The sequence below is a fragment of the Pseudomonas sp. BP8 genome (assembly GCF_017875955.1).
In the GTDB taxonomy this organism is placed as follows: Bacteria; Pseudomonadota; Gammaproteobacteria; order Pseudomonadales; family Pseudomonadaceae; genus Aquipseudomonas.
Genome location: NZ_JAGINK010000001.1, coordinates 3,080,406 through 3,098,718 on the forward strand (window position 1 = coordinate 3,080,406; position 18,313 = coordinate 3,098,718).

At 63.4% G+C, this 18,313-nt stretch carries 14 protein-coding genes; 11 read left to right on the forward strand and 3 right to left on the reverse strand.

Features of this window, described 5'->3' with window-relative positions; genetic code table 11:
- The first annotated feature begins 8 nt into the window (after nt 1-8).
- Entirely contained in the window at nt 9-1,220 is a 1,212-nt protein-coding gene (locus tag J3B00_RS13435) for an acyl-CoA dehydrogenase family protein (RefSeq protein WP_209867970.1), read from the forward strand.
- Complete coding sequence (locus J3B00_RS13440) at nt 1,217-2,599, forward strand: MFS transporter (RefSeq protein ID WP_209867971.1); 1,383 nt, start codon at nt 1,217-1,219, stop codon at nt 2,597-2,599. Before J3B00_RS13435 ends, J3B00_RS13440 begins: the two co-directional genes overlap by 4 nt.
- A gap of 55 nt (nt 2,600-2,654) precedes the next feature.
- On the opposite strand, the gene sfnR is transcribed toward J3B00_RS13440, so the two are convergent.
- The 3 genes from sfnR to mrdA all read right to left on the reverse strand — a co-directional run bounded on the left by sfnR (nt 2,655) and on the right by mrdA (nt 7,210).
- Nucleotides 2,655-3,758: a sigma54-dependent transcriptional activator SfnR gene (sfnR, locus tag J3B00_RS13445; protein WP_209867972.1), complete on the reverse strand. Its 1,104-nt coding sequence runs from the start codon at nt 3,756-3,758 to the stop codon at nt 2,655-2,657.
- Between the two features lie 11 nt (nt 3,759-3,769).
- Nucleotides 3,770-4,957, reverse strand: coding sequence for an acyl-CoA dehydrogenase family protein (locus J3B00_RS13450; RefSeq protein ID WP_209867973.1), 1,188 nt, complete (start codon nt 4,955-4,957; stop codon nt 3,770-3,772).
- A gap of 366 nt (nt 4,958-5,323) precedes the next feature.
- A complete protein-coding gene (gene mrdA / locus J3B00_RS13455; protein ID WP_209867974.1) occupies nt 5,324-7,210 on the reverse strand; it encodes a penicillin-binding protein 2 in 1,887 nt (628 codons plus the stop codon).
- 527 nt (nt 7,211-7,737) lie between these two features.
- Here mrdA and J3B00_RS13460 point away from each other — a divergent pair.
- The 9 genes from J3B00_RS13460 (at nt 7,738) to J3B00_RS13500 (ending at nt 18,305) form a co-directional block, all read left to right on the forward strand.
- A complete protein-coding gene (locus J3B00_RS13460) occupies nt 7,738-9,321 on the forward strand; it encodes a methyl-accepting chemotaxis protein (protein ID WP_209867975.1) in 1,584 nt (527 codons plus the stop codon).
- Between the two features lie 69 nt (nt 9,322-9,390).
- Entirely contained in the window at nt 9,391-9,729 is a 339-nt protein-coding gene (locus J3B00_RS13465; protein WP_245362546.1) for a hypothetical protein, read from the forward strand.
- Nucleotides 9,730-9,870: 141 nt separating this feature from the next.
- Nucleotides 9,871-11,361, forward strand: coding sequence for an aldehyde dehydrogenase (locus tag J3B00_RS13470; RefSeq protein ID WP_209867976.1), 1,491 nt, complete (start codon nt 9,871-9,873; stop codon nt 11,359-11,361).
- A gap of 348 nt (nt 11,362-11,709) precedes the next feature.
- Nucleotides 11,710-13,092: an aspartate aminotransferase family protein gene (locus tag J3B00_RS13475; protein WP_209867977.1), complete on the forward strand. Its 1,383-nt coding sequence runs from the start codon at nt 11,710-11,712 to the stop codon at nt 13,090-13,092.
- A gap of 120 nt (nt 13,093-13,212) precedes the next feature.
- Entirely contained in the window at nt 13,213-14,592 is a 1,380-nt protein-coding gene (locus J3B00_RS13480; RefSeq protein ID WP_209867978.1) for an APC family permease, read from the forward strand.
- 179 nt (nt 14,593-14,771) lie between these two features.
- On the forward strand, nt 14,772-15,695 hold the full coding sequence (locus J3B00_RS13485; RefSeq protein WP_209867979.1) for a metal ABC transporter substrate-binding protein: 924 nt from the start codon (nt 14,772-14,774) through the stop codon (nt 15,693-15,695).
- Nucleotides 15,692-16,597 (forward strand): manganese/iron ABC transporter ATP-binding protein, encoded by a 906-nt coding sequence (locus J3B00_RS13490; protein WP_209867980.1) that lies wholly within the window; start codon nt 15,692-15,694, stop codon nt 16,595-16,597. Before J3B00_RS13485 ends, J3B00_RS13490 begins: the two co-directional genes overlap by 4 nt.
- Entirely contained in the window at nt 16,597-17,457 is an 861-nt protein-coding gene (locus tag J3B00_RS13495; RefSeq protein ID WP_209867981.1) for a metal ABC transporter permease, read from the forward strand. The genes J3B00_RS13490 and J3B00_RS13495 overlap by 1 nt, the downstream gene beginning before the upstream one ends.
- Nucleotides 17,454-18,305 (forward strand): metal ABC transporter permease, encoded by an 852-nt coding sequence (locus tag J3B00_RS13500; protein WP_209867982.1) that lies wholly within the window; start codon nt 17,454-17,456, stop codon nt 18,303-18,305. Before J3B00_RS13495 ends, J3B00_RS13500 begins: the two co-directional genes overlap by 4 nt.
- Nucleotides 18,306-18,313: the final 8 nt, after the last annotated feature.

The following is an 18,313-nucleotide window of genomic DNA, read 5'->3' on the forward strand; positions in this document are numbered from 1 at the left end:
GACTGCCCATGACCACCTTTCAACGTTTCCCCGCACAAGCGCCAGCCACCACCGTCGAGGCGCTCAAGGCGCGCATTGTTGCCCTGCTGCCGGCGATCGCCGCCGGTGCCGCTCAGCGCGAACGGGAGCGCAGCCTGCCGTTTGCAGCGATTGCCGAACTGGCCGCTGCCGGGCTCTATACCGTGCGTATCCCCCAGCAATACGGTGGCCCCGGCGGCAGCGTCAGTGATGTGATCGCGCTGCTGTTGCAGGTGGCGGCGGCTGATTCCAATGTTGCGCAAGCCTTGCGCCCGGGTTTTGCCTTCGTCGAGGGCCTGCTGGCAGCCTCGGCCGAGGGCGCCGAAGAAGAGCGCCAACGTTGGTTTGCGCGCTACCTGCAAGGTGCCGTTATCGGCAATGCCGGCTGGGAGTTGGGCGGCGCCAATGGCGCGATCGCCGCGCGCCTGGTGCGCGAGGACGAGCACTTTCGCGCCAACGGCAGCAAGTTCTACAGCACCGGCGCACTGTTTGCCGACTACGTCAGCGCAGTGGCGCTGGACGAGGACGAGCAGCCGGTGTCGTTCATCCTGCCGCGTGATCGCGAGGGCCTGGAACTGGTGGACGACTTCGATGCCATGGGCCAGCGCCTGACCGCCAGTGGCACCACCCGCCTGCACAACGTGCGGGTCGAGCCCAGCGATATTCGCACGCGCACGGTGGAAGAGGGCAAGCGCACCATCGTCACGCCGTTTTTGCAGTTGTTTCTCGGCACGGTGCTGGCGGGCATCGCCCGCAATGCCTTGAACGATGCCAGCCAGTTCGCTCGGGAGCATGCCCGGCCGATCAAGCACAGCAGTGCCCAGCGTTCGGTAGATGACCCGTACGTGGAGCTGTCGGTGGGCGATATCGCCGCGCGGGCGTTTGGCGCCGAGGCGCTGGTGCTCAAAGCCGCTGCGGGAATTGACCGGGCCTGGGCCGCGCAGTTGGATGAGGCCGCAGTAGAACAGGCCGCACTTGAGGTGGCCCAGGCGCAGTACCTGGTGGCGGAGCTGGCGCTGAAGGCGGCCGAGACCGTGTTCGAGGTGGGCGGCGCGTCCACTACCGGGCGTCAACACAACCTCGACCGGCACTGGCGCAACGCGCGCACCGTGGCCAACCACAACCCGCGCCAATGGAAGGCGGCGGTGGTCGGCGCGTGGTACCTCAAAGGCACCCGGCCGCCCGTTTCGGGGCTGTTTTGACGGCCCAGCCGGCCCCGCTGGTCGGCCATCTGCAAAGCCCCAAGGTGCCGGTGATCATCGGTGCCGCGCTGTTCATGGAGCTGCTCGACAGCACGGCGGTGATGACCGCGCTGCCGAGCATGGCTGCCGACTTCGGCGAACCGGGGCTGCGCATGAACCTGGTGGTATCGGTGTACATGCTCGCGCTGGCCCTGTGCGTGCCGCTCAGTGGCTGGGCTGCCGAGCGGTTTCGCCCGCGCCAGGTGATGTTGCTGGCGATGGGCCTGTTCACCGCCGCTTCACTGGCCTGTGCCTTTGCCGAGTCGCTCTGGCAGCTGTGCCTGGGGCGCATGCTGCAGGGCGCGGCGGGGGCTTTGATGACCCCCGTGGGGCAGGTGATCATCTTGCGCTGGTCGAGCCGCGAGCAACTGCTGCAGTCGATGTCGTGGCTGGCCTTGCCGGCCTTGGTCGGGCCGTTGCTGGGGCCGTTGCTCGGTGGTTTTCTAGTGACGGTGTTGTCGTGGCACTGGATCTTTCTGGTCAACCTGCCGATCTGCCTGGTCGGTTGCGTGCTGATTCTCAGGCACGTGCCGGACTTTGCCCCGCGCAAGGTACCGCCACTGGACTACCGCGGCTTGCTGTTGAGCGGGGGCGCGCTGGCCATGCTGGTGTTTGGCCTGGAGTCTCTGGGGCTGGGCCAGCTGCCGCAGGCTTGGGCGCTGGGCTTGATTGGCGGCGGCGTGGTGTGTGCGCTGGGCTACCTGCTGCACGCGCGGCGGCATGCCAGCCCGCTGGTCGACCTGTCGCTGTTGCGCTTGCGCAGTTTTGGCGTGGCCCAGGCGGGCGGTGGTTTGTTTCGCCTGGGGTCGGCGGCGCAGCCGTTTCTGTTGATCCTGCTGTTGCAGAATTGCCTGGGCATGAGCCCGCTGGCGGCCGGCTGGCTGGTGGTCAGTGGCGGCGTAGGGGCCTTGTTGATGAAGTTGCTGGCGGTGCCGCTGGTGCGCCGCTATGGCTACCGGCGGGTGCTCAGTTGCAACGCGGTGGCGAGCGGGCTGGGCATCGCCCTATGCGCGACGTTCGACCGCGACACGGCGGTGTGGCTGATGGCCGTGGTGCTGTTTGCGGCGGGGCTAGTGCGCTCGTTGCAATTCTCCACCTTGGGCGCGGCCAGTTACCAGGATGTGCCAGGCGAGCGCTCGGCGGCGGCCAGTTCGCTGTCGGCGATGTCGGTGCAGTTGAGCATGGCCATGTCGGTGAGCCTGGCGGGGGTGATGCTCGGGCTGTTGGCCGGGAGCGACGGGCGGGTCGAGACCTCGGTGGCGGACATTGCCACGGTGATGCTGGTATGTGCACTGCTGTGCGTGATGTCGGGGTGGGTGTTTCGGCGGTTGGCCAACTGAACGGTCGGTGTCGTGTCAGGGCTTGCCCCGCGAAGAGGCCGGCCCTGATACATCCCTAGATCGACAACCGCACCACGCGGTTATCCAGCGGCTGCTCCTGGCTACGGCGCTTGTTCACCACCAGCTCGCCAATCGCAATCAGCCGGGTTCGGGTGACGTTGCGTGACAGCCCGAGCAACTGCGCCGTGTGCACCTGGTTGTAATGGCAAAAGCGATACGCCGAGCGCAACAAGGCATTCTCGACCTTCTCGTAGAGCTCGCCCGGCTGCTCTTCATAAAGCCGGCTGAACGCCTGCTGCAGCAAGTCCTCCACGCTGCCACCGGCCCCCGCCGGGCCCTCTTCCTGGCGCTCCAGGCGCAGGTTGGACATGCGCAGATCCTGCGCCTGGATCTCGCCATCGCCACAGGTCAGCAGGCTGTGATGGATGACGTTCTCCAGCTCGCGAATGTTCCCCGGCCAGCTGTACTCGACCAGCTTTGCCTGCGCGCGCAGGCTCAACTCGACCGGGCCGTAACTCAGGCGCTCGCTGTAGGTACGGATGAAGTGCCGGGCCAGCGGCAGGATATCGCCAGGACGGTCGCGCAAGGGGTGCAGCGACAAGGTGACGACGTTGAGCCGGTAATACAGGTCTTCGCGGAAGTGCCCGGCATTGATGGCTTTTTCCAATTGCACATTGGTCGCCGCCAGCACCCGCACATTGATCGGGATACTCTTGCGCGAACCGAGCCTGACCACCTCACGTTCTTGCAGTACGCGCAGCAGCTTGACCTGGATGGGCAACGGCAGGTCACCGATCTCGTCGAGAAACAGCGTGCCGCCGTTGGCCTCCTCGAACCATCCGGCCTTGGCGGCAAGCGCGCCGGTGAAGGCGCCTTTCTCATGGCCGAACAGTTCGGCCTCGACCAGCGACTCGGAAAACGCCCCGCAGTTGACCGCCACGAACGGCCCGTTGCGCCGGCCACTGAGGTTGTGGATGTGGCGTGCGACCAGCTCCTTGCCCGTGCCCGTCTCGCCAATGATCAGGACGCTGGCCTCGCTGGGGGCGACCTGTTGCAGGTGGGCGAGCAGCGCCTGTGATCTGGGGTCTTCGAAGACCTGCGCGGTCGCCCTGATCGAGGTAGCCAATGACGGAGACGGGGGGAGGGTCAGCAGTTGCATGAGCGTGCCTTTTAGGAATAGAACGACGGGACGGGACGCGTGCCATTGAGGGCCCATTCGCCGAGCTCGTGGATGCGATAGTCCACGGGGTCGTGCAGGGTTTGCGTCCTCAGGTTGCGCCAGTGGCGATCAAAGCGAAGCGAGGCATGGGTCGCGCGGGCACCGGTGACTTCAAACAGCCGGTTGCAGATATCCAGGCCGTGGCGAGTGGCGGCGACTTTGGCCGTGCCGATCGCCAGGGCCAGGTCACCGCGCTCCTCGGCGGTCAGTGCATGCTCCTTGGCCCAGGCCGCGTCGAGTTGCTCGGCGGCGCGCTCGATGAGCAGGCGCACGCTTTCCAGGCCAACCCAGAATTCGCCGTAGTGACGCAGCACGTAGGGGTCTTCGCTGACCTGCGCGGCGCTTGAACGGAACCACGGCCGGCTCTCCTTGAGGCTGTACTGGCGCGCCTCGGCGAAGGCGCCCTCGGCGATACCAAGGAACAGGTTGGAAAAGTGCAGTTGGGCGATCAGTGGGCGCAGGGCGGCAAACGGCGTGCTCAGCGGGCCTGGGTCGAGCAGCAGTTCATCATGTTCGACCCGGACCCGCTCGAAGGTGGCGCTGCCGCTGTCGGTCTGCCGTTGGCCGATGTTGTTCCAGTCGTTGTGCAAGGTGATGCCGGTGCGGCCGCTAGGGATCGCGGCGATCAGCAGCTTGCCGCCGGCGCGTTCATCGACCGCCGAAGCAATCAGCATCTCCGAATCGCTGGCACCGGAACAGAAACTCTTTTGCCCGGAGAACTCACACCAGCCGTCGAAGTGCTTGACCTGCGTACGGGTGTCCAGCGGGTTCAGGGCATTGCCCCAGAACCAGTGCTTGCGTGCGGTCTGCTCGAACCACGGCTGCCATTGCTCGGGGCGCGAGAACAGCCGCACGGTCGCCAGCATCAGGTGATGAAAGCCGAACACGTGGGCCATCGAGCTGTCGACCCGGGCAAACTCGCGCACCACCTCGAAGGTGTCGCGCCAGCTGGCGCCCTGGCCGCCGTGGGCGGTGGGGATGACCAGTGACAACAAACCGCTGCTGCGCAGAGCATCGCGTTCGGCCTTTGGCGTGCCGCCGCGTTCGTCTCGCTCGACGGCGCTCAGGGCGAACTCGCTGGCCAGTTCGCGGGCGATGGTCAGGGCAGGGCGCTGGGCCGGTTTCACAGGTGCATTCATGGCCGCGCCTCAGGCGCTTTTGCGCAACGCGTGGTGAGCCGCGGACAGCGGCCAGTGCCACCGGACAGGGCGACGACGTTCAGCGGGGTGCTCATGGTGAGTCTCCAGTTCAGTTTGAGCGGGGACTTTGCTTGAGCAATCGTCGTGCCGGTTTGCAGTTACCCTTTTGATCAACGGATCACGTCGAGTGCGCAAGGTTAGCCGGTGTTGCCTTGTGGGCCGGGTTGTTGATCCGGTGTTGCGTTGCAGACAGTTGGCCGGGTGTTGGCGGCTGTGCAGTAAGGGGAGTTATAGAGGATTTGTTACAGGATAAAAAGGAATAAGAAATTCTATTGTTATTCGATATTTGCGTGCTCAGGGCGGACCTCAGCTGTGCGGAGACGAATGCTCGCCACCGGCATACTGCGCCTTCAAATGACCGTGCTCATCCAGCAGCCAGGCATCCATCACCTCACGCACCACGGGCCCCGCCACGCGGCCTCCGGCCTCACCGTTCTCGATCATTACCGCGACCACGATCGAGGGATGATCGGCCGGCGCAAAGCCGACGAACAAGGCGTTGTCACGGTGCCGCTCGAGGGTCTTGTTGCGGTTGTAACGCTCGCCCTGTCGAATCGCCACCACCTGCGCCGTACCACTCTTGCCGGCAATCCGGTACTGCGCCCCGGCCGCTGAAGCACGGGCGATGCCGCGCGGGTCGTGCATGACCATTTGCATGCCCTGGCTGACCTGGTCCCAGGCGCGCTTGTCGTGCAAGACGATGTCGGGCATCGGGTTGGGGTCGACCGGCTGCTCGCCGTCGACGGTCATGGCCAGGTGCGGACGGTGCCAGACGCCCTTGCTCGCCAGCAGGCTGGTGGCCTGGGCCAGTTGCAAGGGGGTGACCTGCATGTAGCCCTGGCCAATGCCGAGGATCAACGTCTCGCCCGGGAACCAGGCCTGGCGGCGGGTGGCGCGCTTCCATTGCGCCGACGGCATCAACCCGGCGGCTTCCTCGAACATGTCCAGCGAAACCTTCTGGCCGAGGCCGAACTCAGCCATGTAGTCATGCAGGCGGTCGATGCCGAGCTTGTGCGCGAGGTCATAGAAGTAGGTGTCGTTGGAGCGCATGATCGCGCTGTACATGTCCACCCAGCCATCGCCGCTGCGGTTCCAGTTGCGGTACTTGTGCGCGTAGTTGGGCAACTCGTAGTAGCCCGGATCGAACACCCGGCTGGCAGGGGTGATGACGCCGCTGTCGAGGCCGGCAATGGCCACCTCCGGCTTGACCGTCGAGCCCGGAGCGTACAGCCCGCGCAGCACGCGGTTGAACAGTGGCCGGTCGATCGAGTCCCGCAGCGCGGCGTATTGCTTGAAGCTGATGCCTTTGACGAACAGATTGGGGTCGAAGCTGGGCTTGCTGACCATCGCCAAGACGTCGCCGGTGGCCGGGTCCAGCGCCACCACCGAGCCGCGGCGGTCGCCCAGGGCCTTTTCCGCGGCCTGCTGCAGGTGCGCATCCAGGCTCAGGACGATGTTCTGACCGGGGGTCGGGTCCTGGTGGCGCAGCACGCGCATGACCCGGCCTTGGGCGTTGGTCTCGACCTCTTCGTAGCCGACGTGGCCGTGCAGCTGGTTTTCGTAGAAGCGCTCGACGCCGGTCTTGCCGATCGACTGGGTGCCACGGTACTCGGTGCTGTCGAGGCTCTTGGCTTCTTTTTCGTTGATGCGCCCGACATAGCCGACCGAGTGGGCGAAGTGTTCGTTCAGCGGGTATTCGCGGATGAACTGCGCTTCGACGTCGAGCCCGGGCAGGCGGAACTGGTTGACCGCAATCAGGGCGATCTGCTCCTCCGTCAGGCCGACCATCAGCGTGACGGGTTCGAACGGCTTGCGGCCGCGGCGCAGGTCCTTGTCGAACTGGTGGCGGTCGTCCTCGGCCAGGCCGAGGATCTGCGCCAGGCTGTCGAGCACCTTGGCCGAGTCGCCGGCCCGCTCGCGGGTCATGGTCAGGTTGAAGCTGGGCTTGTTGTCGGCCAGCACCACGCCATTGCGGTCGTAGATCAGGCCGCGCTCGGGTGCGATCGGCAGTATGTGCACACGGTTGTTTTCCGACACTGCGGTCTGCTGGTCGTGCTGGACTACCTGCAACACATACAGCCGACCGACCAGCACTGCCACCAGGCCGATAGTCAGGGCGGCACACACCGCCAGGCGGCGGTTGACCAGGTGCTTTTCCTTTTCGTGGTCCTTGAGGGGGATGGGCTGGGGCATGCGGGCTCTTCAGGGGGAGCGCCACTCCCCGTGGGAGCGGGCGCGCGTTAACCGGGGCGGCGATGCTACGCAACCACTCCTGAGCGCTCAAGGCAGGTGACCCCGGCGCTGTCGGGCAAGCGGCAGGACAGCCCCGCTAGCACTGCGCTCACGGCCAATATGAAGATTCGTTCATGTCGCTCGCCGTTGCGCTTCACGCGGCTGCGGTTGGAGCAGCGAGCGCGGCAGGGCCAGCCTCTGCGCATCGTTGTAGAAGTGGTCGGCCCTCTGTATATTGCGCGCCGAATGATGGCTTAGTGCCACTTGTCGTTGTTATCCCCACTTTCGTTGTTCGAGCCTGGACCTGGGTGCTGCGTTCTATTCAGGCTCTGGGCACGCGCACGCGTATTCATTCTTCATCGATAACCTACAAACCATGCCTTGTCTGCCGCGTTGAAGGGGCCAATAGCGTGCATGCCCACATGCCCAGCGGGCGGGTTTGTTCGATCAGTATCTGTTAATAGACGTTCACACTAAGGATTGTGCAAATGTTCGATGCGATTGCTAAGGCGTTGGCTGACATGAGTGTCAGGGCCAAACTGACCTTGGGCTTCATGCTGGTTCTATTGCTCACGGTGGTGATTGCCGGGATCGGCTGGAATGCCCTCAGGTCGCTGGGGGAGCGCAGTGCCAAGCTCAGTGCGATTGCCACCATCAATGAGCTCGCGCGGGACATGCGCATTGCCCGCCTGAGCTACACCCTGACGCCGGATCCTGTTCATGCACAGTCGGTGGTGAAGGTGATGGATGAGATCAAGCGGACCATCGACAAGCTCGCTAAAGACTTCACCGCCCCCAGCGATCTGCGTGCGATCAGCCAGGCCAATACCGCCGTGGAAAATTATGCTGTGCATTTCCAGGATTTTATCCGCGCCGTGCAAGCGAACAACGAAGCCGCAGTGAAACAGGCTCAGGCGGCACTCGATGTCGATATCAAAAGCCTGTTTGCCATGTGCGGGGAGTTATCCGATAGCCAGTCGCGCAAACGAGACCATGAAGTCGCCGGCTCAGTTGAGCGGCTGATCGTTGCCACGCTGCTGGCGCTGCTGCTCGGTATCGGCGCTGCCTGGGTGATTACCCGGCTGATCGTGCTGCCGTTGAAGCAGGCGCTGGAAAGCGCTGAACGGGTTGCCGATGGCGACCTTAGCCATGACCTGCAGGTCACCCGCCGGGATGAGCTGGGGATGCTCCAGTCGAGCATGCAGCGCATGACCTTGAACCTGCGCGAGTTGATGGGTGGGCTGCGTGACGGTGTGGTCCAGATCGCCAGCGCCGCAGAGCAGTTGTCTGCAGTAACCGAGCAGACCAGTGCCGGGGTCAACAGCCAGAAAGTTGAGACCGATCAAGTGGCCACGGCCATGAACGAGATGGTAACGACCGTCCAGGACGTTGCACGCAACGCCGAGCAGGCCTCCAACGCAGCAGTCGATGCTGCCCAGCAAGCGCGTGAAAGCGACAACGTGGTCACCCAGGCCATTGCCCAGATCAGCCACCTTGATGTTGAAGTGGGTCACTCGACCACTGCGATGGCCGAGCTCAAGCGTGAGAGCGACAAGATCGGTACGGTGCTGGATGTGATCAAGTCGGTGGCCCAGCAGACCAACCTGCTCGCCTTGAACGCGGCGATCGAGGCGGCGCGGGCCGGTGAGGCCGGTCGTGGCTTTGCCGTGGTCGCCGATGAGGTGCGCAGCCTGGCGCAGCGCACGCAGGTTTCTACCGAAGAAATCGAGGCGCTGATCGGCGGCTTGCATCGCGGCACGCAAGAGGTGGCCGACAGCCTGGAGAAAAGCCGCGAGCTGACCACCAACAGTGTTGAACTGACCCGCCGTGCGGGCACTTCGCTGATGAGTATCAGCCGTTCGGTAGCCACGATCGAGTCGATGAACGTGCAGATTGCCACGGCCTCGGAGCAGCAGAGTGCGGTTGCCGAAGAGATCAATCGCAGCGTCCTCAGTGTGCGCGAAGTGTCTGAGCACACGGCGGCGGCGAGCGAGCAGACGGCCGCTTCGAGTGTCGAACTGGCACGTCTCGGGCAACACCTGCAGAGCCTGGTCGGCAAGTTCAAGCTCTGAGCACGCGACTTTTTGCATTTGTCGCCCACGCTGGCAATAATCTCGGCTTTTTCACAGGAGTAACGCCGCATGCAAACACGTAGCCTGGAGGCCGAGATTTTTTTCAGCCTGCCTTCCCATGTCTGGGTCTTGCTGGTTGCCGGCGTCATTGCCTTTGTCGGGTTGAGGATGGCTGAACAGTCGGGCAATCGCGAAAGTCTGTTGCGCATCGCGACGTATGCGGCGTTGCTGGCCTTGGCGATCATCCCCAACGGTGTCTACCTGCTGTTTACGCCGACACCCGACATGCCTGAACTGCTTGTGCAAGGCGGATCGTTGCCAAACTACTACGGGCTTTTCGCCCTCGATGCGTTCTACGTATTCGCTGGGTGGATGCTCAGCTGGGTGATCCGCAGCCGCCTGGACTGAGGACGCTCTGGCGCAGACCGCTAGACAGTTTTTTGTTAGGTCTGGAGCATATTTTTACTCGTTTTCCTCCCGCCGAGAGTGGCGCACCATCTCCCACATCAATAACAACTGACCGGCTCACGGTCGATGTGGGAGTACAGCGTGTTCGACCTCAACCACTGGCAGCAGCGGGCTGCCCGGCAAACGTTCATCGACAAGGCCCTGATTGGCGGCCAGCAGTTAGACAGCGCATCCGGGGCCACCTTCGATGCAATCAACCCAGCCACCAACCAGCTGCTTGCGCGTGTAGCGGCGTGCGGCGAAGCCGAGGTCGATCTGGCGGTGCGCAGCGCTCGCCGGGCGTTCACTGACGGCCCTTGGAAGCGCATGGCGCCGGCTGAGCGCAAGAAGATCCTGCTCAAGCTCGCCGAACTGCTGCTGGCCCATCGCGAAGAGCTGGCCCTGCTCGACTCGCTGAACATGGGCAAGCCGGTCATGGATGCCTACAACATCGACGTACCTGGCGCTGCGCACGTGTTCGCCTGGTATGGCGAGGCGCTCGATAAGGTGTATGACCAGGTTGCGCCCACCGCTGCCAATGCGCTGGCGACCATCACCCGGCAAGCCTTGGGTGTGGTGGCTGCCGTTGTGCCGTGGAACTTCCCCTTGGACATGGCCGCCTGGAAGCTGGCCCCGGCCCTGGCCGCGGGCAACAGTGTGGTGTTGAAACCTGCCGAGCAGTCGCCGTTCTCCGCTTTGCGGCTGGGCCAGCTCGCGCTGGAGGCCGGTATCCCGGAGGGTGTGCTCAACGTTGTGCCGGGCCTGGGCGAAAGTGCCGGCAGGGCGCTGGGGTTGCATCCGGATGTCGATTGCCTGGTGTTCACTGGCTCGACCCAGGTCGGCAAGTACTTCATGCAGTACGCCGCGCAGTCCAACCTCAAGCAGGTCTGGCTGGAGTGCGGCGGCAAGAGCCCGAACCTGGTGTTTGCCGACTGCCAGGACCTGGACCTGGCTGCAGAGAAGGCCGCTTTCGGGATCTTCTTCAATCAGGGTGAAGTGTGTTCGGCCAACTCGCGGCTGTACGTGCAGCGCTCGATTCATGACGAGTTTGTCGAGCGATTGCTGGCCAAAGCGCGCGCGTGGATGCCGGGTGATCCGCTCAATCCAGCCAGCACGGCCGGTGCGATCGTCGACAGTGAGCAGACCGCGCGCATCATGCGCGCCATCGAGCACGCCGGGAATCAGGGCGCGAAGCTGCTGTGCGGGGGCGAGCAGATGACGATCAATGGCTCGTCGAACTTCATTCAACCGACGATCTTTGGCGACGTTGACAGTGCGCATAGCCTGGCGCGCGACGAGGTATTTGGCCCTGTCTTGGCGGTCAGCGCGTTTGATACGGAAGAGGAGGCTGTGCAGCAGGCCAATGACAGCATCTATGGTTTGGCCGCTTCGGTGTGGAGTGATGATCTGAACCGTGCGCATCGTGTGGCAAAGGCGCTGAATGTGGGGACGGTTTCGGTGAATAGCGTGGATGCGCTGGATGTTGCCGTGCCGTTTGGTGGCGGCAAGCAGTCCGGGTTTGGGCGGGATTTGTCATTGCACTCGTTCGACAAGTACACCCAGTTGAAAACCACCTGGTTCCAGTTGCGCTAGCCGAGCGGCGCTCTGGTTTTCGTTTGGCTTGCGCCTGCCGGGGCCGCAGTGCGGCCCTTTCGCGACACAAGGCCGCTCCCACAACAGTCGCCGTCGTTCTGAAGCCTTGCACGGTAGCTCTGTGGGAGCGGCCTTGTGTCGCGAAAGGGCTGCGCAGCAGCCCGCAACGTGACAGTCCCCTTGCCGCCTGGAGGCCGCTTCCGGCGGTGCTTTGCGTGCCTGTAAATCCCCCGCCACAGGCCTCTGGTCAACTCACCCCAACGGGTGATTTCGGGGCGTCTGCCGGCGTGGGAGCATTCCCTGGAACCTTGCTTTCGGCGCAAGACCCACAACAAAGAGAACACCACCATGAACGCTCCTTTCGCCCCGCAACGCCAGACCCAGGACTACCAGAAGGCCGACGCCGCTCACCATATCCATGCCTTCCTCGACCAGAAGGCGCTCAACGCCGAAGGCCCGCGGGTGATGGTCCGTGGCGAGCGCCTGCACCTGTGGGACAACGACGGCAACCGCTACCTCGACGGCATGTCCGGCCTGTGGTGCACCCAGCTGGGTTACGGGCGCAAGGACCTGACTGCCGCGGCTGCCGCGCAGATGGATCAACTGGCGTACTACAACCTGTTTTTCCACACCACCCACCCGGCGGTGATCGAACTCTCCGAACTGCTGTTCAGCCTGCTGCCGGGCCACTACAGCCATGTCATCTACACCAACTCCGGTTCCGAAGCCAACGAAGTACTGATTCGCACCGTGCGTCGCTACTGGCAAGTGGTCGGCAAGCCGCAGAAGAAGATCATGATCGGCCGCTGGAACGGGTACCACGGTTCGACCCTGGCGGCCACGGCGCTCGGCGGCATGAAGTTCATGCACGAGATGGGCGGGATGATCCCGGATGTCGCCCACATCGATGAACCTTACTGGTACGCCGAAGGCGGCGAGTTGACCCCGGCCGAGTTCGGGCGTCGCTGCGCCCTGCAACTGGAACAGAAGATCCTCGAACTGGGTGCCGACAACGTCGCCGGGTTCATTGCCGAGCCGTTCCAGGGGGCGGGCGGCATGATCTTCCCGCCTGAGAGCTACTGGCCGGAAATTCAGCGGATCTGCCGCCAGTACGATGTACTGCTGTGCGCCGATGAAGTGATTGGTGGTTTCGGCCGCACCGGCGAGTGGTTTGCCCACGAGCATTTCGGTTTCGAGCCGGACACCCTGTCTATCGCCAAGGGGCTGACGTCGGGTTACGTGCCCATGGGTGGCCTGGTGCTGGGCAAGCGCATCGCCGATGCGTTGGTGGAGCGGGGCGGGGTGTTCGCCCACGGCCTGACCTACTCCGGCCACCCGGTTGCCGCAGCGGTCGCCTTGGCCAACCTCACGGCATTGCGCGATGAAGGCATTGTGCGCCAGGTGAAAGACGACACCGGCCCTTACTTGCAGCAACTGCTGCATGAAGCGTTCGGCGATCATCCGCTGATCGGTGAAATCCAGGGCACCGGCCTGGTTGCCGCGTTGCAGTTTGCCGAAGACAAGGCCACACGCAAGCGCTTCGTCAACGAAAACGACCTGGCCTGGCAATGCCGCACCTTCGGCTTCGAAGAGGGCGTGATCATCCGCTCGACCCTCGGCCGCATGATCATGGCACCCGCTCTGGTGGCCACACGCGCCGAGCTCGACGAACTGGTCGAGAAGACCCGCATTGCCGTCGACCGCACGGCACGGCTGATCGGCAAGCGCTGACGTCAACGGCGACTTCCCCGGCCCCGGGGTGTCGCCAGCCTTCCCAGTGAAGCGTTCTTCAACAGTGTCGAGTTCGCTCGACACTGCAGGCGTCCTGTATCAAATTCTCAGGAGTTGGCAATGCACACAACAATAACCACAGTCGATACGCCCTCCCATCATTCGCCGTCGCAAACAGCCTGTTCGGGCCGCTTTCGAAAGTCCATGGGGCTCACCGCGCTGGTGCTGTTCGGGCTGGCCTACATGGTGCCGCTGGCGGTGTTCACCACCTATGGCCTAGTGACCCAGATGACCAGGGGACACTTGCCCACCGCCTACCTGCTGACCCTCGCCGCCATGCTGCTGACCGCTTACAGCTACGGGCGCATGGTCCAGGCCCACCCGTATTCGGGGTCCGTGTATTCCTACACCCGCAAGGCCTTTGGCAGCTACTTCGGGTTTATCGCGGGCTGGACTCTGCTACTCGACTATATCTTCCTGCCGCTGCTCAGTTACCTGCTGATCGGCATCTACATGTCTGAATACTTTCCGGCGATCCCTGCCTGGGTGTGGGTGCTCGGCTCGATTGGCCTGGTGACCTTCCTCAACCTGATCGGCATCGAGTCGGTGACGCGGGTCAACTGGATCCTGGTGGTGGTCCAGTTGGTGTTCATCGTCGTTTTTGTCGCCTTGTCGATACACAACCTGGACGCCCAGGCGGAGCCGGTCTCGCTGTTCAAGCCGTTCCATCATGAAGGTTTCAGCGTGCCGCTGGTGATGGCTGGGGCAGCGGTGCTGTGCCTGTCATTCCTGGGTTTTGACGCCGTCTCGACCCTGGCCGAGGAGACCACCGATCCGAAGTCGCGGATCCCGTTGGCGATCATGGTGGTGTCACTGGTCGGCGGTCTGCTGTTTCTGCTGGTGTCGTATTTCGCCCAGTTGGTCTTTCCGGAGTGGAGCACCTTTGCCGACCCGGACTCGGCGTCGGTCGACGTCATGCGACGGGTCGGCGGCGAGCTGTTGGTGACAGCGTTTACCGCTACCTACGTGGCCGGTTGTTTCGCCTCGGCGATGGTCTCCCAGGCCAGCGTTTCGCGGGTCTTGTTCGCCATGGGCCGGGACGGCGCACTGCCACGCGTGTTTGGCCGGTTGGTGTCGAAAAAGCGCGTGCCGGCCAGCGCTATCATGCTGGTCAGCGTGCTGTCGTTGATTGCGTTGGTGATCAGCCTGGATACCGTCGCCCACATGATCAGTTTTGGCGCGCTGTTTGCCTTCTCGGCGGTGAACCTGGCGGTGGTCAAGCACTACCTGGTCGGCGAGAAGCTGCGTGGCACCCGCAATTACCTGCTGTACGGCGGTATTCCGGCGTTGGGCTTTCTCAGCACGATCTGGCTGTGGACCAGCCTGTCGAGCCTGTCGTTCATGATCGGGCTGGGCTGGATGGGGGCAGGTTTGCTGTGCCTGCTCGGGCTGACCCGGGCGTTTCGGGTGAAGCTGCCAGAGCTGCAGATGGCCGAGTGAATCGGGATCGGCATTGCCAGTGCCGGCCTCTTCGCGATCCGTCTTGCCTCGCGAAGAGGCCGGCGTTGCCATCTGCCCGGCACCGCTCCATACTCGAAGCCATCAAGCCAATTGCAGAAAAAGTTGGCAGCCCCACCGTGAACCTAGCCGTTTCCTCTGACGTGAAGTGGAAGTGACGGATGTTCGATACAGCCAAGCCCTGTTCCCTGTTAGCGCGCCTGGGTGGCGTGCTGCTCGGTGTCTTCTTGCTCGCCTGGCCGGCGGGCGCTGCGGAAAAATTCAAGGTGGTCACCACCTTCACCATCATTGCCGACATGGCCCGAAACGTCGCCGGTGACGCCGCCGTGGTGGAGTCGATCACCAAGCCCGGCGCCGAAATCCACAACTACTCGCCAACGCCAGGGGACCTGCGCCGGGCCCAGGGTGCGCAACTGATCCTGTGGAACGGCCTGAACCTTGAGTTGTGGTTCGAGAAATTCTTCCAGCGTCTGCAGCAGGTGCCCGGGGTGGTCGTCTCCGATGGCATCGAGCCGCTGGGCATCGTCGCTGGCCCCTACACGGGTAAACCCAACCCGCATGCATGGATGTCGCCCCGCAATGCGTTGATCTATGTCGACAATATCCGCGATGCGCTGGTCCGTCATGACCCGGCCAACGCCGAGGCCTACACGCGCAATGCCGAAGCGTACAAGGCGCGGATCGAAGCCCAGATCGCGCCGCTTCGTGCGCGTATCGCACAGATCCCGCCGGCCAAGCGCTGGTTGGTCAGCAGCGAAGGGGCGTTCTCCTACCTGGCACGCGACTTCGACCTGAAAGAGCTGTACCTCTGGCCGATCAACGCCGACCAGCAGGGCACGCCCAACCAGGTGAAAAAAGTCATCGACGCCGTGAGAGCAAATGCCATTGCCGCGGTCTTCAGTGAAAGCACCGTCTCCGATAAGCCCGCGCGTCAGGTCGCCCGCGAGACCGGCGCGCGTTATGGCGGTGTGTTGTATGTCGACTCGCTGAGTACCCTTGATGGGCCGGTGCCGACCTATCTCGATCTGCTGCGGGTGACCACGGACACCATCAGCCAAGGGCTGAGCGAGGTACCACGGCAATGAATCATTTTCGCCAGCCGCCAGCGGTCGCTCCTGACCCCTTAGCACTCGAAGCGGGCATTGTCGTCCAGGGCGCGACCGTGACCTACCGTAATGGCCACACCGCGCTGCACGATGCCAGCTTCACGCTGCCAATGGGCACCATCACTGCCCTGGTGGGGATCAACGGCTCGGGCAAGTCGACCCTGTTCAAGGCGATCATGGGCCTGGTGCGGCTGGCCTCGGGGCAGATCAGCGTACTCGGCTTGCCCGCCGAACGCGCACTGCGGCAGAAATTCACCGCCTACGTGCCGCAAGCCGAGGAGGTCGACTGGGACTTCCCGGTGCTGGTCGAGGACGTGGTGATGATGGGCCGCTATGGCCACATGGGCCCGCTGCGTATCGCCCGTCGCGCCGATTATCAGGCAGTGGACGCGGCGCTGGAGCGCGTTGACATGAGCGCCTTGCGCAAGCGGCAGATCGGCGAGTTGTCTGGCGGCCAGCGCAAACGCGTGTTTCTTGCCCGGGCGTTGGCGCAGGACAGCAAGATCATCCTGCTCGACGAGCCGTTCACCGGCGTCGATGTCAAGACCGAAGACCAGATCATCCAGTTGCTGCGTGAGCTGCGCGGCGAAGGCCGGATCATGCTGGTGTCGACCCACAACCTGGGCTCGGTGCCTGAATTCTGCGACCGTGTGGTACTGATCAAGCGCACGGTGCTGGCCCACGGGCCGACCGACGAGGTCTATACCCGAGACAACCTGGAGCGTGCCTTTGGCGGCGTCTTGCGCCACTTCGCACTCATCCAGGGCGATCAACAGCTGCAACCACCGGTGAGCGTCTTCAGTGACGATGAACGGCCGTTGATTCTGCGCAATGGCTTGCCGGCGCGGCGTGAGCGCGGCAGCGACAGCGAGGCCGATTGATGATCGAACTGCTGCTCGAACCGTTCGCCTATGGCTATATGCGCAACGCCATGTGGGTGTCCACGCTGGTGGGCGGGGTGTGTGCGTTTCTGTCCTGCTACCTGATGCTCAAGGGCTGGTCGCTGATTGGCGATGCACTGTCGCACTCGATTGTGCCAGGCGTGGCTGGCGCGTACATGCTCGGCTTGCCGTTCTCGCTTGGCGCCTTCTTTGCCGGCGGGCTGGCCTCCGCCGCATTGCTGTTTCTGCAGCGGCGCACCCGGCTCAAGGAAGATGTGGTGATCGGCATGATCTTTACCTCGTTCTTTGGCCTGGGCCTGTTCATGGTCTCGCTGTCGCCGACCTCGGTGAATATCCAGACCATCGTGCTCGGCAATATGCTCGCGATCACGCCCAGCGACACCTTGCAACTGGCGATTATCGGTGTGGTGTCGCTCGTGGTGCTGCTGGCCAAGTGGCGCGACCTGATGCTGACCTTCTTCGATGAAAACCAGGCCCGTGCGACCGGTATCAATCCTACCCGGCTGAAGCTGTTGTTTTTCGCCTTGCTGTCGGCCTCGACCGTGGCGGCGCTGCAGACGGTGGGGGCATTCCTGGTGATCTGCATGGTCATCACTCCCGGTGCCACGGCCTATCTGCTGAGTGACCGCTTTCCCCGCTTGCTGGTAATTGCCGTGGGTATCGGCGCCTTTACCAGCCTGGCTGGCACCTACCTGAGCTATTACCTCGATGGCGCGACCGGCGGGGTCATTGTTGTCCTGCAAACGGTGATCTTCCTGCTGGTGTTCGTGTTCGCCCGCAAACATGGCCTGCTCGCCGCACGGCGGCGCCGGCGGCAAGCGTTGCAGGTGCAACCATGAGTTGGCTCGGTGTGCTGCTGGAGCCGTTTGGCTTCGATTTCATGGTCAGCGCCATGGCGATTGCCCTGCTCATTGCCATCCCCATGGCCCTGCTGTCGTGTTTTCTGGTGCTCAAGGGCTGGGCCCTGCTTGGCGATGCCATTGCCCACGCGGTGTTTCCCGGGGTGGTGATTGCCTACATCTTGCACATTCCTTACGCCATAGGCGCGTTTGTTGCCGGCATGTTCTGCGCCATCGCCACGGGTTTTCTGAAGGACAACAGCCGCATCAAGCAAGACACGGTGATGGGGATCGTCTATTCGGGGATGTTTGGCCTTGGCCTGGTGTTGTACCTGAAGATCGAGTCGGATGTGCACCTGGACCATATCCTGTTCGGCGACATCCTCGGTGCCAACAACCAGGACCTGTGGATGTGCGGCGGTATTGCCTTGTTGACCTGCGTGGTCATTGCGACCAAGTGGAAGGACTTCATGTTGCACACCTTCGACGCCGTCCAGGCTCACGCGGTCGGCTTGCGCAGCAAGTGGCTGCACTATGGTTTGCTGTGCCTGATTTCACTGGCGGTGGTGGGCGCGCTCAAGGCGTCGGGGGTGATCCTCGCCATTGCGCTGCTGATCGCTCCCGGCGCCATTGCCGCGCTGCTCACGCGCCAGCTCAAGTACATGCTGTGGGTGGCGTTGCTCGTTGCGATGGTCTGCGCCTTTCTGGGCGTGTATCTGTCGTTCTTTCTCGACAGTGCGCCGGCGCCGACCATCGTCGTGGTGTTTGCCATCGTGTTCATGCTTGCCTTGGGCTACCACGCGGCAGTGCCTGGAGCTGATAGGGCCGTCAGCACGACCTCGAGCTAACGGCCGAC

What these genes read in the sequence shown, in the direction of transcription:
- J3B00_RS13460 (WP_209867975.1), top strand. Translation starts at nt 7,738, where the DNA reads ATGTTCGATGCGATTGCTAAGGCGTTGGCTGACATGAGTGTCAGGGCC.
- J3B00_RS13475 (WP_209867977.1), top strand. Translation starts at nt 11,710, where the DNA reads ATGAACGCTCCTTTCGCCCCGCAACGCCAGACCCAGGACTACCAGAAG.
- J3B00_RS13490 (WP_209867980.1), top strand. Translation starts at nt 15,692, where the DNA reads ATGAATCATTTTCGCCAGCCGCCAGCGGTCGCTCCTGACCCCTTAGCA.
- J3B00_RS13435 (WP_209867970.1), top strand. Translation starts at nt 9, where the DNA reads ATGACCACCTTTCAACGTTTCCCCGCACAAGCGCCAGCCACCACCGTC.
- mrdA (WP_209867974.1), bottom strand. Translation starts at nt 7,210, where the DNA reads ATGCCCCAGCCCATCCCCCTCAAGGACCACGAAAAGGAAAAGCACCTG.
- J3B00_RS13465 (WP_245362546.1), top strand. Translation starts at nt 9,391, where the DNA reads ATGCAAACACGTAGCCTGGAGGCCGAGATTTTTTTCAGCCTGCCTTCC.
- J3B00_RS13495 (WP_209867981.1), top strand. Translation starts at nt 16,597, where the DNA reads ATGATCGAACTGCTGCTCGAACCGTTCGCCTATGGCTATATGCGCAAC.
- sfnR (WP_209867972.1), bottom strand. Translation starts at nt 3,758, where the DNA reads ATGCAACTGCTGACCCTCCCCCCGTCTCCGTCATTGGCTACCTCGATC.
- J3B00_RS13500 (WP_209867982.1), top strand. Translation starts at nt 17,454, where the DNA reads ATGAGTTGGCTCGGTGTGCTGCTGGAGCCGTTTGGCTTCGATTTCATG.
- J3B00_RS13480 (WP_209867978.1), top strand. Translation starts at nt 13,213, where the DNA reads ATGCACACAACAATAACCACAGTCGATACGCCCTCCCATCATTCGCCG.
- J3B00_RS13450 (WP_209867973.1), bottom strand. Translation starts at nt 4,957, where the DNA reads ATGAATGCACCTGTGAAACCGGCCCAGCGCCCTGCCCTGACCATCGCC.
- J3B00_RS13485 (WP_209867979.1), top strand. Translation starts at nt 14,772, where the DNA reads ATGTTCGATACAGCCAAGCCCTGTTCCCTGTTAGCGCGCCTGGGTGGC.